Origin of the sequence: Phyllobacterium sp. SL163 (assembly GCF_049896885.1) — a bacterium.
Lineage (GTDB): Bacteria > Pseudomonadota > Alphaproteobacteria > Rhizobiales > Rhizobiaceae > Phyllobacterium > Phyllobacterium calauticae.
Genome location: NZ_JAFCVE010000005.1, coordinates 158,451 through 170,601, shown reverse-complemented (window position 1 = coordinate 170,601; position 12,151 = coordinate 158,451). Strand labels below are relative to the sequence as shown.

At 58.6% G+C, this 12,151-nt stretch carries 11 protein-coding genes; 6 read left to right on the top strand and 5 right to left on the bottom strand.

What is annotated here, in order from left to right:
* Position 1 precedes the first annotated feature (1 nt).
* Genes ACP7B1_RS13060 through ACP7B1_RS13035 form a run of 6 tightly spaced genes read left to right on the top strand, consistent with a single transcriptional unit; the run spans position 2 to position 7,305 of the window.
* Entirely contained in the window at positions 2-1,525 is a 1,524-nt protein-coding gene (locus ACP7B1_RS13060; protein WP_346308265.1) for an ABC transporter substrate-binding protein, read from the top strand.
* A gap of 45 nt (positions 1,526-1,570) precedes the next feature.
* A complete protein-coding gene (locus ACP7B1_RS13055; RefSeq protein WP_346308264.1) occupies positions 1,571-2,530 on the top strand; it encodes an ABC transporter permease in 960 nt (319 codons plus the stop codon).
* On the top strand, positions 2,530-3,369 hold the full coding sequence (locus tag ACP7B1_RS13050) for an ABC transporter permease (protein ID WP_346308263.1): 840 nt from the start codon (positions 2,530-2,532) through the stop codon (positions 3,367-3,369). The genes ACP7B1_RS13055 and ACP7B1_RS13050 overlap by 1 nt, the downstream gene beginning before the upstream one ends.
* Positions 3,366-5,138: a dipeptide ABC transporter ATP-binding protein gene (locus ACP7B1_RS13045; RefSeq protein ID WP_426136957.1), complete on the top strand. Its 1,773-nt coding sequence runs from the start codon at positions 3,366-3,368 to the stop codon at positions 5,136-5,138. The genes ACP7B1_RS13050 and ACP7B1_RS13045 overlap by 4 nt, the downstream gene beginning before the upstream one ends.
* Before the next feature lie 3 nt (positions 5,139-5,141).
* Positions 5,142-6,176, top strand: coding sequence for a serine hydrolase domain-containing protein (locus tag ACP7B1_RS13040; RefSeq protein ID WP_426136956.1), 1,035 nt, complete (start codon positions 5,142-5,144; stop codon positions 6,174-6,176).
* A 13-nt stretch (positions 6,177-6,189) separates the two neighbouring features.
* Complete coding sequence (locus tag ACP7B1_RS13035; RefSeq protein ID WP_346308260.1) at positions 6,190-7,305, top strand: anhydro-N-acetylmuramic acid kinase; 1,116 nt, start codon at positions 6,190-6,192, stop codon at positions 7,303-7,305.
* A 72-nt stretch (positions 7,306-7,377) separates the two neighbouring features.
* Here ACP7B1_RS13035 and ACP7B1_RS13030 read toward each other — a convergent pair whose 3' ends face one another.
* The 5 genes from ACP7B1_RS13030 to ACP7B1_RS13010 all read right to left on the bottom strand — a co-directional run bounded on the left by ACP7B1_RS13030 (position 7,378) and on the right by ACP7B1_RS13010 (position 12,123).
* On the bottom strand, positions 7,378-7,797 hold the full coding sequence (locus ACP7B1_RS13030) for a GNAT family N-acetyltransferase (protein WP_346308259.1): 420 nt from the start codon (positions 7,795-7,797) through the stop codon (positions 7,378-7,380).
* A gap of 116 nt (positions 7,798-7,913) precedes the next feature.
* Complete coding sequence (locus ACP7B1_RS13025) at positions 7,914-9,341, bottom strand: gamma-aminobutyraldehyde dehydrogenase (protein WP_346308258.1); 1,428 nt, start codon at positions 9,339-9,341, stop codon at positions 7,914-7,916.
* A gap of 25 nt (positions 9,342-9,366) precedes the next feature.
* Positions 9,367-10,182, bottom strand: coding sequence for an ABC transporter permease (locus tag ACP7B1_RS13020; RefSeq protein ID WP_346308257.1), 816 nt, complete (start codon positions 10,180-10,182; stop codon positions 9,367-9,369).
* A complete protein-coding gene (locus tag ACP7B1_RS13015) occupies positions 10,172-11,125 on the bottom strand; it encodes an ABC transporter permease (protein ID WP_346308256.1) in 954 nt (317 codons plus the stop codon). Before ACP7B1_RS13015 ends, ACP7B1_RS13020 begins: the two co-directional genes overlap by 11 nt.
* The gene (locus tag ACP7B1_RS13010; RefSeq protein ID WP_346308255.1) at positions 11,125-12,123 is read right to left on the bottom strand and encodes an ABC transporter ATP-binding protein; all 999 of its coding nucleotides are present in this window, start codon (positions 12,121-12,123) and stop codon (positions 11,125-11,127) included. The genes ACP7B1_RS13015 and ACP7B1_RS13010 overlap by 1 nt, the downstream gene beginning before the upstream one ends.
* Positions 12,124-12,151 lie beyond the last annotated feature (28 nt).

Sequence of the window (12,151 nt, the reverse complement as noted above, 5' to 3'; positions counted from 1 at the left end):
AATGAAAAGGCGTTCAACAGCGAAACTGGTTTCTTGTCTTGCAATAGCTGCAGCCCTTGGCGCGACAGTGGTGGGTTCGCCAGCAAGCGCGGCAACGCTGCGCATGGCCTGGTCGCAGGACGCGACGGGTCTCGATCCGCACAAGCAGACGGCTTTCTCTTCCATAAGGCTGCTTGAGCTCATTTATGAGCCGCTCGTGCGTCTGGATGCCAATCTGCAGATTGTTCCGGCGGTTGCCGATTCCTGGCAATTTTCGTCCAACGGTAAAGAATTGACCTTCAAACTCAACCCGAATGCAAAATTCCAGAACGGGGACCCGGTCACCTCAGCGGATGTGAAGGCGTCATTTGAGCGTATACTCAACGAAGCGACCGGTGCGGTGGCGCGGGCCAACTTCTTGTCGATTGCCAATATCGAAGCCGTTGATCCTCACACGGTGGTTTTTCATCTGTCCCAGCCGGATGTGCCGCTTCTGACGGCGATGACAAATCTGAACGCGGCGATCATTTCCGCGCGTGAAATTGAAAAAGGAGCGATCAGCACAACGCCTGTAGGTTCGGGGCCTTTCAAGCTTGAAAAGTGGGATCCGAATTCCCGCGAGATACTGGTTGCCAACAAGGCGTGGGCCGGAGGTGCAACAGGTGTCGAGGGCATCAATATCAGTGTTCTTCCCGACGAAACTGCGATCCTGGCGGCCATGCGCACCGGCCAGGTCGATTTTGCGCTGCTGAACGACCCTCTGATTGCAACACTCATTCCACGGGAAGAGCGACTGGTCCTGAACCGTGCACCTGTGCTTGCCTATCATGTGCTGCAGCTTAATCCGTCGCGCAAGCCAATGACCGAGCTTGCGGTACGGCAGGCCATTTCCTGCGCCATCGACCGGAAGGAAGTTCTCGATACGGCTTCCCTGGGGGAAGGCAAGGTGACAGGCCCGATAACGACACCATCCTTTGCAACCGATCCCAACAGCCTGTTCTGTTACAAGCGGGATGTCGAGAAGGCCAAGAAACTCATGGCCGACGCGGGATATGCGAAAGGATTCTCGGCCACGGTCATCGCGGCAACCGGCGAACCGCCAACGGCCGCCGCAGAGGCTCAGGTCATCCAATCCCAACTGGCCGAAATCGGCGTCAAACTCGATATCAAGGTCATGGAACTGAACGTCTATGTCGATAGATGGCTGAAAGGCGATTTCGACATGGCTGTTGCCCTGAATGGCGGCAGCGCGGATCCCTATTCAATGTACAGCCGGTACTGGACCAAGACCGGAAACCTGCAAAAGGTTGCAAATTACATCGACGATACCCTGGACAGCCTTATGCAGAAAGGCCGCGCCGAAACCGATCCCGCAGCACGCAAGGTCATTTTCAGTGATTTCGAAAAACATCTCGCGGAGATGTCTCCCTGGATCTGGCTCTATACCTCCTACAGCTATACGGCACAGCAAAAGAGTGTCCAGGGCTTCACTGCAACGCCCATCGGTTCGCTTTTCGGTCTCAGCAAGGTGACCGTCCAGCAATAGCTGGACTGGGATTGCCGATCACTTCTTACCCGGAGACGTTTCTGGATGGGTTATGTTACACGGCGTCTGGTGACGTTTCCGCTGGTTTTGATCGGCGTCTCAATACTTGTGTTCGTTGCAATCCGTCTCGTTCCCGGCGATGCCATCACGGCGATGCTTGGGACAGAGGCCGGACTATTGACGCCGCAACAACGCGTGGCGTTGACGGCCTATTTCGGCCTCGACCAGAATTGGCTCGTTCAATACTGGCACTGGCTGCTCGGGCTTTTCCGTGGCGATCTGGGTATCTCGGTCGCCTACGGAAAACCGGTGCTCGACGTGATATTTGATCGCTTTCCCCTGACTTTGGAATTGGCCTTTCTTTCCATGATCATCGCGCTTGCCATCGGTCTTCCGGCAGGGGTGTTCGCCGCAACCCATAATGGCAGGCCATCCGACCTGACGGTGCGCATCTTTGCCATGGTCGGCCAATCAACGCCTAGCTTCGTTGTCGGCCTCCTTATTATCTACATGCTGTCCGTCGGCTTCGGCGCGCTGCCGACAATGGGAGAGTTTTCGCCCTTCTGGAAGGACCCGCTGCGCAACCTTAGCCAATTGATCTTTCCGGCCATCACGCTTGGATTGGCATTTGCCGCTTCCGTCACCCGCATATCCCGGTCCGCCATGCTCGATGTCCTGAGCGATGATTATGTGAGGACCGCACGCAGTAAGGGCGCGTCGGCGCGCAGTGTCATCTGGCGGCACGCGCTGCCGAATGCACTCATCCCGGTCGTCACTCTCAGCGGCATGGAATTCGGCTATCTGCTGGGCGGTGCCGTTCTCGTCGAGAAGATCTATGCGCTGCCAGGATTGGGGCGCGTGGTTCTCGACGCGATATTGCAGCGGGATTATGCCCTGTTGCAGGGAAGCGTGCTGTTCATTGCCTTCAACTTCATGGTCGTCAATCTTCTGGTCGACCTCGCATATTCGGCGCTTGATCCCCGCATTCGTTTGGGAGAACGCTGATGCGCATCCTCCGCGCGATTTTTGGACATACAAGCGGCAGAATTGGCGGGGCCATCGTCCTGCTCTACCTCGTGATCGCCTTGCTCGGCCTTATGGGTTTCACACCGCATGACCCGTTGATGCAGAACCGCCTGGACCGCCTGCATTCCCCCACCATCACCTATTGGATGGGTACCGACCTGTTTGGTCGCGATGTCGCCAGCCGTCTCATGCGCGGGGTAGGGCAGTCCTTTACGGTGGCCTTCCTGTCGGTTGCCTTTGCATCGCTTGCGGGAACTGTCCTTGGCCTGGCCGCGGCATGGTTCGGCCATCGGCTGGATGGCATCATCATGCGCCTGATGGATGTGTTGCTGGCATTTCCAGCCATTCTTCTCGCCCTTTTGGTTGTTGCCATTGTCGGACCGGGAACCTGGACCAGTGTTGTGGCGATCGGGATTGTCTACACGCCCATATTCACCCGTGTCGTGCGCGGGCCGGCGCTGTCACTGAAGGCACGCGATTTCGTTGACGCGGCGCGCACGTTCGGCAGCAGTCGCACATATATCCTGACGCGGCATCTCCTGCTCAATCTGGTGGCGCCGCTAACGGTTCAGATCACCCTGGCGCTGGCATGGGCTCTCCTGACCGAAGCGGGCCTCAGTTTCCTTGGTCTTGGCACACAGCCGCCCGCATCGTCGCTCGGTCTGATGTTGAGCGACAGCCGCAATCTGATGGAAACAGCCCCATGGCTGCTGATCTTCCCCGGCCTTGCAATCATGGTGAGCATCCTTGGTTTCAACCTGCTTGGCGATGCGTTGCGCGATATCCTTGATCCGAGAATGCGGAGGTCAAACCCATGAGCCCGCTGCTCTCTGTCCGTGATCTGCGCGTCGGCTTTGGCCACGACCCTGAGGTCAATCAGGTTGTGCGCGGCGTAAGCTTTGATGTGGCCGCCGGAGAAACACTGGCAATCGTCGGTGAAAGCGGCTCCGGAAAATCCGTCACGGCGCTCTCGATCAATCGGCTCGTTGATTTTGGCGGGGGCCGCATCGTCTCCGGTTCCATAAAGCTGAAACGGGCCGATAACAGCATTCTGGACCTGACGACCGCGACGGAACCGCAACTGACAAAAGTGCGCGGCGCTGAAATCGGCATGATTTTTCAGGAGCCGATGACATCGCTCAATCCCGTGCTTTCCATAGGCACGCAGATTGAAGAATCCTTTCGACTCCATCGAGGATTGACCGGAAAGCAGGCGCGTGCGGCGGCCAAGGACGCGCTCGATCGCGTGCGGATTCCCGATGCTCTACGGCGCTTGAGCTATTATCCCAACCAGCTATCAGGCGGCATGCTCCAGCGCGTCATGATAGCAACGGCTTTGGCGTGCAACTCCCGTCTGCTGATTGCCGATGAGCCCACTACGGCATTGGACGTCACCGTGCAGGCACAGATCATGGCGCTTCTCGCAGAATTGAAGCGGGAAACCGGGATGTCGATGATTTTCATCACGCATGACATCGGCCTCGTCGCGGGAATTGCCGACAGGGTCATGGTGATGCAGAACGGGCAGGCGGTGGAACAAGGGGAGTTGAACCAGATACTCGATCACCCGCAACATCCCTATACGCAACATCTCCTGCATGCCGTCCCGCATTTCGCCCGCGGGCAGGCAGCGCGTACCGACGGCAAACGCAACAGCGAGGCATCGGTCGATCCGGCTCTCAGGGTTGACGGGCTTACCGTGCGGTTTCCGGTTACGTCAGGCATTTTTCGCCGCCCCGCCGGTGCGGTTCACGCGGTGGAGGGCGTGGATTTTGATCTGATGCCGGGGGAAACACTGGCGATTGTCGGCGAAAGCGGCTCAGGGAAATCGACAACGGCGCGCACCATTCTGGGTCTGACAAAATCCACCCGCGGCACCTTTTCTGCCGACAGGCAGGAAGCCTCCGCGCGGCGAAGCCAGCGGCCGGTGCAGATGGTTTTCCAGAACCCCTATGCTTCGCTCAATCCGCGGCTCTCCATTGCGAGCATTCTTGCGGAGCCGGTGATTGCTGCAGGCGGGCGGCTCGATGTCCAGACGCGCGAGAGAATGTCCATGCTGATCGAGCGCGTCGGCCTGCCGTCCAACAGCCTTGACCGCTATCCGCATGAATTCTCCGGCGGTCAACGCCAGCGCCTGTGCATTGCCCGGGCGCTGATGCTGAACCCTTCCGTTGTGGTTCTGGATGAAGCGGTTTCGGCTTTGGATGTGTCCGTGCAGGCCAAGGTATTGGATTTGCTTGTCGACCTGCAACGGGAATTCAATCTGGCTTATCTGTTCATCTCGCATGACATGGCCGTTGTCGAGCGGATCGCCCACAGGATTGCCGTCATGTATGCCGGACAGATTGTTGAAATCGGTCGTGCTGCAGCGGTGCTGGCAAATCCACAGCATTCCTACACGCAAAGGCTCATTGCCGCCGTTCCGACAGTCAGCCGCCGCAAGGAGCACTTTGAACTGGATACGCGGCAGGTTCCGTCCCTTGTGCGCCAGCCGGGTTTTGAACCCGCCCCGGCCGACTGGACGCATTTTGGTGCCGATCACAAGGCACGTACCGAAGCTCCACCATATACGCAAACGGCGGGATAGATCATGAGTGCATCTGATCGTACGGAACAGTTCGCCAATGCCGCGCTTTCCCGGTTGTTCGATCGCGCTTTTGCACCTCTTGCCAGTGCCGTAGCAACGAGCCGCATTCCCGGGGGCGTGTTCGGCATTGTTGATCGGGATCAGCGCCGGATCATCCAGGCGATTGGCTCAGCTCAACTTATTCCAAGTATCAGGCCGATGCGGATCAACACGTGGTTCGACCTTGCATCGCTGACCAAGGTCATCTTTACGACACCGCGCATCCTTGCTTTGGCGGAAGCGGGCATCATTGATCTCGACGCACCGCTCATCTCCGCGCTGCCGGATCTACGCCAATATGACGCAACCGCCTGGGAACGGAAAATCACCTTTAGGCAATGTCTCGGCCATCAGACGCCCTTGCCGGCCGTTGCCCCGATATACACCTATGGCCGCGATCCGGATTTGCTGCGCAGCTTCATCCTGCAACGTGAATGGCAGGCCGGGGAACCGGTCTATTCCGATATCAATTTCATTCTTCTGGGCTTTGTGTTGGAGCGCCTATCCAAGTGCTCCATCCGTGACATGGACCCAGGAGCAGGCTTTGCGTTCTCTGCTGCATCTGATGCTGCGGCGGCCACCGAGGACTGCACCTGGCGTCACCGGGTGCTGTCGGGCGAAGTGCATGACGACAATTGTGCTGCCTTGCAGGGAGCCGGTCATGCCGGGCTGTTCGGAACGGCCCATTCCGTTCTGGATTTCGCGCAAGGTCTGCTGGATGGAACAGGAGCGTCCGAGCATGCGATTGCGCTCATGAAGAAACCTCTGTCCGCCAAACGCACCCATGGGTGGGAGCGGCCATATGAGGACTGGTCAGGCGGAGGATTGTGTTCTGCGAACACGATCGGTCATACCGGCTTTACAGGTACTGGCCTGTGGATTGATTTCGACAAGGGCAGGGCCTGGACACTGCTCACCAACCGCATTCATCCGACACGCCATTTCGACAGTGGAATAACCTTGCTTCGGCAGGAAGTCGGCAATCTCGTCAACGGATAGTAGGAATTCAACCATGGAACCAATGTGGGCCGTTGGCCTGATGACCGGTACCGTACTTGACGGCAACATTGACGTTGCCCTGATCAAAACCGACGGCGAGCGCATAGATGCCTTCGGCGCTTACGCGCTGACCCCCTACGACGCATCCGTTCGAAGCCTGCTGGAGGAGACGTTGAGCCAGGCCCGTGTCTGGAATTTCAACGGTCCCGAACCGGTGATCTTCCGGCAAGCCGAAGAGGCACTGACGCGCGCGCAATCCGCGGCAGTCCAGGATCTGGTCAACGGTGCCGGCCTGACAATGGCCGACATCGGCATCGTCGGGTTTCACGGCCAGACCGTTCTGCACCGCGCTCCCCAGGGCGGCCGTCTTGGCGCGACCCGCCAGCTCGGCGATGGCGAACTGATGAGCGCCATTCTTGGAACGAAGGTCGCCTATGATTTCCGCTCGGCTGATATGCGCATGGGCGGGCAGGGCGCTCCTTTGTCGGCGGCGTATCATGCTGCACTGCTGCAGGCTGCCGGGGTTGGAAAGGACACCGCCATGCTGAACCTGGGCGGTGTTGCGAACATTACCTGGTGGGATGGCGATGGTGGCTTTGTCGCGTTCGATACCGGGCCTGCCAACGCGCCGCTCAATGATTTCGTCAAGGCGAAAGGGCTGGGTGAAATGGATCGGGACGGCGCTCTGGCTTTGGCTGGAACGGTTGACGAAGAACGCCTTTCCAGGCTCCTGCAGCATCCTTATCTGACAACACCTTATCCAAAATCATTGGACCGCTTCGATTTTGGCGCGGAAATGGCCGATGGCCTCAATGCACGGGATGGGGCGGCACTTCTGTCGGCATTTACCGCATCTGCCGTGGGCAAAGCGCTCGATCTTTTGCCGCAACGGCCCGGCCGGCTGGTGGTTTGCGGAGGCGGCCGCCGCAATCCGGCGATCATGGCCATGCTTTCGGATCGCGCCGGCGTCGAGGTCCTGGCCGCCGAAGCCTTGGGTTTGCGCGGCGACGCGGTCGAGGCGGAATGCTTTGGTTTTCTTGCGGTGCGTATTCTCAGGGACTTGCCGATCAGTTTCCCGACGACGACAGGCGTTCGCGAGCCCACGCGCGGCGGACGCATCGCAGGCTAGTGGAACGAATTTGACATTCGCATCCCATATGACATGACGCGCAGCATGCAAATGTCAGAATCGGACCACTAGTCAGAGCCGTTTCTGCAGGAAGATGCGGTCACGCCCCATCGGAAAATCGGGCAGGGTAGCAAAGGTCTGGTATCCCTGCTTCTGGTAAGTCTTCGCGGCTCTTGGATTGAACGTATCAATATATGCGCCATGGCATCCACGTGCCGCCGCTTCCTGTTCTGCGGCATCCAACATTCTGCCTGCCATGTGCTGTCCGCGAAAACTCTCATCAACCCACAGCCATTGAACGTAGAGCCATCCCCACGCGGTGTAGCCCGATATTCCACCGACAACCCTATCCGCTTCATCGCGCACAAAGACCGCAAGGGCCACTCTTTGGCCCGGCCCGACGTCGCCATCATTGAATGCCGTCAGCTGATCTCCCAGGAATTTGAGATCGGTTGGCGAGGGGGCTTCTGTGACTTCGAGATGGATGTTCATTCTACCGCACGGATAAGTCAGGTCAGTAAAATCAGGCTAGAATAATAAATTCCTGATTTCAATGTTTTATGGATATTTTATTCCTTTGGCGCCGTCGCGCTGCCGGAAACGGGCCTTCAGCCGTGGTTGATCATGATATGGCGAACGGCCGTATAATCCTCCAATGCGTAGATCGACATATCCTTGCCATAGCCTGACTGCTTCACGCCGCCATGCGGCATTTCATTGGTCAGCATGAAGTGGGTGTTGATCCAGGTGCAGCCATATTGCAGCCGCGATGCGGTTCTCATCGCCTTGGAAATATCTTTCGTCCAGACCGAAGAGGCGAGGCCGTAATCGCTGTCATTGGCCCATCTTACCGCCTCATCATCGGCACGGAAACGCGTGACGGAAACCACCGGACCGAACACCTCGCGGCGGACAATCTCGTCCTCCTGCGTCGCACCGGCAACGACGGTGGGCTGGAAGAAGAAGCCATTGGTGCTGCCCGCATGGCCGCCCGTGGTAATCTCGATGTGCTTCTGTTCCGTTGCCCGCTCCACAAAACTCGCCACACGATCGCGCTGTCGGCTGGAGATAAGCGGTCCGATCTCATTGACCGTATCGTCGGCGTCATTGAAGCGGATGGTGGAGACGGCAGAGGTGAGGTCCGCCACCAGTTTCTCGTAGATGCCATCCTGCGCATAGATGCGGCAGGCAGCCGTACAATCCTGGCCGGCATTGTAATAACCGAAGGTACGGATACCGTTGACCACGGCGCCAAGGTCCGCATCGTCATAGACGATGACAGGCGCCTTGCCGCCCAGTTCCAGATGAGTCCGCTTGACCGTCTTGGCGGCGGCCTGCAGCACCTTCTTGCCCGTGGCAATATCGCCGGTGATGGACACCATGCCAATCTTGGGGTGGTTGATCAGCGCGTTGCCGACCGTGTCGCCGCGGCCAAGAATGACGTTGACCACTCCTTCGGGGAGAATATCCGCCAGAAGCCGTGCCATTTTCAGCGCTGTCAGCGGTGTTTGTTCGGATGGCTTGAACACCACCGTATTGCCACCTGCAATAGCAGGCGCAAGTTTCCACGCCATCATCATCAGCGGGTAATTCCACGGCGCAATCGATCCGACAATGCCGACGGCATCGCGGCGAACCATTGAGGTATGGCCGGGCAGATATTCCCCCGCGACAGGCGCTTGCATGGAACGGATGGCTCCGGCAAAGAACCGCCAGCAATCGATGATGGCCGGAAGCTCGTCGTTGCGCACGGCGTTGATCGGCTTGCCGCAGTTGAGCGCTTCAAGCGCGGCGAAATCATCCGCATGTTTTTCAATGGCATCGGCAATCCGCAGGAGATAACCGGAGCGCTCGGCAGGTGTCGTCAGTGACCACGTAGTAAAGGCCCGTTCGGCCGCGTCGACAGCTGCATCGATCTGACTGTGGGAGGCTTCGGCAAGATCAATGATTGTCGCGCCGGTCTTCGGATTGAGGATATGTTCCTCGGCCTCGGTTCCGGCGACGAATGTCGACCCGATCAGCAGTTGCGTATCCATGTGTCGTTCTCCCATAGTCTTTGCATTATTTGCCGGAACCGGCGATCTGGTCGCCGTCGCGTGTGAGATAATAGGCGGCAAGGATCGGCAGGAATGTCACCAGCACGACGACCATAGCGACCACGTTGGTGACGGGCCGCTGGCGCGGGCGGATGAGTTCCTGCAGCATCCAGATCGGTAGGGTGGATTGCTGGCCGCCGGTGAATGTGGTGACGATGACTTCGTCGAAGGACAGGGCGAAGGCGAGCATGCCGCCTGCCAGGAGTGCCGTGCTGATATTGGGCAGGATGACGTACCGAAATGTCTGGAAGCCGTTGGCCCCGAGATCCATCGACGCTTCGACCAGTGAACCCGAAACACGGCGGAAGCGGGCGACCGCATTGTTATAGACAACCACGACGCAGAACGTGGCGTGACCAAGCACGATGGTCCAGATCGAGAAGGGAATGTCCGCCATGCTGAAGGCTGACCGCAGGGCAATGCCGGTGATGATGCCGGGCAGGGCAATCGGCAGGATGACCAGCAGTGAAATCGTCTCGCGCCCGAAGAACCGGGTCTGGCTGACAGCAGCGGCGCAAAGCGTGCCAAGCAGCAATGCGATGGCCGTGGCGATCGAGGCGACGCGGACCGAGAGGCTCAGCGCTTGCCATACATCGGGCCGGTTCCAGGTCACCGCGAACCATTGCAGTGTCAGGCCGGGCGGCGGGAACTGGTAGCTCTTTTCTTCCGTGGTGAAGGCATAGAGAAAAATCAGCAGGATCGGCAGATGCAGGAAGAGCAGCCCGCCGGCAGCGGCAATCTTCAGACCCAGCGGAGCGGAGGCGGAACGGTCAGAGCGCATCGAAAGCTCCCATTCTGCGGGCGGCCCAGAGATAGAGCCCCATGATGACGATGGGCACGACGGTGAAGGCGGCAGCAAGCGGGATGTTGCCCGCCGTGCCCTGCTGCGCATAGACGGCCTGGCCGATGAAAAGACGCGAAGAACCGATGATCTGCGGAATGATGTAGTCACCCAGCGTCAGCGAAAAGGTGAAGATCGATCCGGCAACGATGCCGGGCAGAGCCAGCGGAAACAGTACATGGCGGAATGTCTGCTGGGGGGTGCTGCCAAGATCGGAGGAGGCCTCGATCAGATTGACCGGTACGCGCTCCAGCGATGCCTGGATCGGCAGGATCATGAAGGGCATCCAGACATAGACGAAGACGATGAAGGTGCCGGTATAGCTGACCGAGAGGGAATTGCCGCCGATCACCGGGAGTGACAGCCATGCATCCAGCAGCCAGAGCAGGTTCAGCTTGGTCAGGAGCCAGGTCAGAATACCTTCCTTGGCAAGGATCAGTTTCCACGCGTAAATCTTGACAAGATAGCTCGACCACAGCGGCAGCATTACCCCGAGATAGAACAGCGCCTTCCATTTTCCCCTGGCATAGCGCGCCGCATAGTAAGCGATCGGAAAGGCGATCAGTGCGGAAAACAGGGTCACGATCGCCGCCATGCACACGGTGCGGATGATGATGTCGAGATTGGTCTCGTTCAGCAACTGCCCGTAGGTAGCAAGCGTGAACTCGTAATTCACCAGGCCCGAATAATCATCGATGGAAAAGAAGCTCTGCAACAGGAGCGCCAGCAACGAACCCAAATAGATGATGCCGAGCCACAGCAGCGGCGGAGCCAGCATCACTGCCAGGAAAACATGCGGATGCTTCCAGAAGAAATCCGATATGCGGTCGGCGAGACCGGGCCTTTGCGTTGATATGGCCTGTTCGCCGGTGATGGCGCTCATCAAACCGCCTCCATAAGATGAAGATCGGCCGGGGCAAAACTCAATGTGACCTTGCTGCCTTCTTCCGGAACAGGACTTGCCGCCGGACTGGTCACATGAAGTTTGGTCCCGCTGACATCGACGGTGATACGGTTCGATGCACCAAGGAAGCTGCGCGAGAGGACAATGCCGGACAGCGAAAGCTGGCCGTCTTTCTTGCCGGTAAGCTCTATGGCTTCGGGACGCAGGCTGGCGAGTTGCGGACCCGCGCCAAGTTGGGTGACAAATTCCGGTTGCAGGATATTGGACGAGCCGACGAAATCGGCGACAAACCGCGTCTTCGGCCGCTTGTAGACATCTTCCGGCGTACCAAGTTGCTGGATCCTGCCTTCGTTGAACACGGCGATGCGGTTGGCCATGGACAGGGCTTCGCCTTGATCATGGGTGACAAGTACGAAGGTGATGCCGAGCGATTTCTGCAGGGTCTTCAATTCCTCCTGCATTTGTTCACGCAGCTTGAGGTCCAGCGCACCCAATGGCTCGTCCAGCAGAAGGACTTTAGGCTTGTTGACGAGGGCGCGCGCAAGCGCAACGCGCTGGCGCTGACCGCCGGAAAGCTGACCGGGCCGCCGCGTGCCGTACCCAGGCAGCTTGACCATGGCGAGCGCATCTTCCGCAGCCTTGCGCCGTTCTTCCCGCGCCACGCCCTTGACCATCAGGCCATAGGCGACATTGTCGAGAATGCTCAGATGCGGAAACAATGCATAATCCTGAAACACCGTATTCACATTGCGCCGGTACGGCGGCACGCCCTCCGCCGTCTCGCCGAAAATCTCGATATGGCCACCGGTCGGCTGTTCGAACCCCGCCATCAGGCGCAGACAGGTGGTCTTGCCCGAGCCGGAGGGGCCAAGCATGGCAAAGAATTCCCCTTCGGCAACGGCGAGATCAACCGCATCGACGGCGCGGACCACTCCGAAATGGCGCGATACGTTTTCAAACAGGACAGCAGCTGTCATGTCTCACTCCATGTTTCAGGCATGCTTG

Bases quoted from the DNA above. Each gene is read 5' to 3' on its own strand.
- ACP7B1_RS13060 (WP_346308265.1), top strand. From the start codon at position 2: ATGAAAAGGCGTTCAACAGCGAAACTGGTTTCTTGTCTTGCAATAGCT.
- ACP7B1_RS13055 (WP_346308264.1), top strand. From the start codon at position 1,571: ATGGGTTATGTTACACGGCGTCTGGTGACGTTTCCGCTGGTTTTGATC.
- ACP7B1_RS13050 (WP_346308263.1), top strand. From the start codon at position 2,530: ATGCGCATCCTCCGCGCGATTTTTGGACATACAAGCGGCAGAATTGGC.
- ACP7B1_RS13045 (WP_426136957.1), top strand. From the start codon at position 3,366: ATGAGCCCGCTGCTCTCTGTCCGTGATCTGCGCGTCGGCTTTGGCCAC.
- ACP7B1_RS13040 (WP_426136956.1), top strand. From the start codon at position 5,142: ATGAGTGCATCTGATCGTACGGAACAGTTCGCCAATGCCGCGCTTTCC.
- ACP7B1_RS13035 (WP_346308260.1), top strand. From the start codon at position 6,190: ATGGAACCAATGTGGGCCGTTGGCCTGATGACCGGTACCGTACTTGAC.
- ACP7B1_RS13030 (WP_346308259.1), bottom strand. From the start codon at position 7,797: ATGAACATCCATCTCGAAGTCACAGAAGCCCCCTCGCCAACCGATCTC.
- ACP7B1_RS13025 (WP_346308258.1), bottom strand. From the start codon at position 9,341: ATGGATACGCAACTGCTGATCGGGTCGACATTCGTCGCCGGAACCGAG.
- ACP7B1_RS13020 (WP_346308257.1), bottom strand. From the start codon at position 10,182: ATGCGCTCTGACCGTTCCGCCTCCGCTCCGCTGGGTCTGAAGATTGCC.
- ACP7B1_RS13015 (WP_346308256.1), bottom strand. From the start codon at position 11,125: ATGAGCGCCATCACCGGCGAACAGGCCATATCAACGCAAAGGCCCGGT.
- ACP7B1_RS13010 (WP_346308255.1), bottom strand. From the start codon at position 12,123: ATGACAGCTGCTGTCCTGTTTGAAAACGTATCGCGCCATTTCGGAGTG.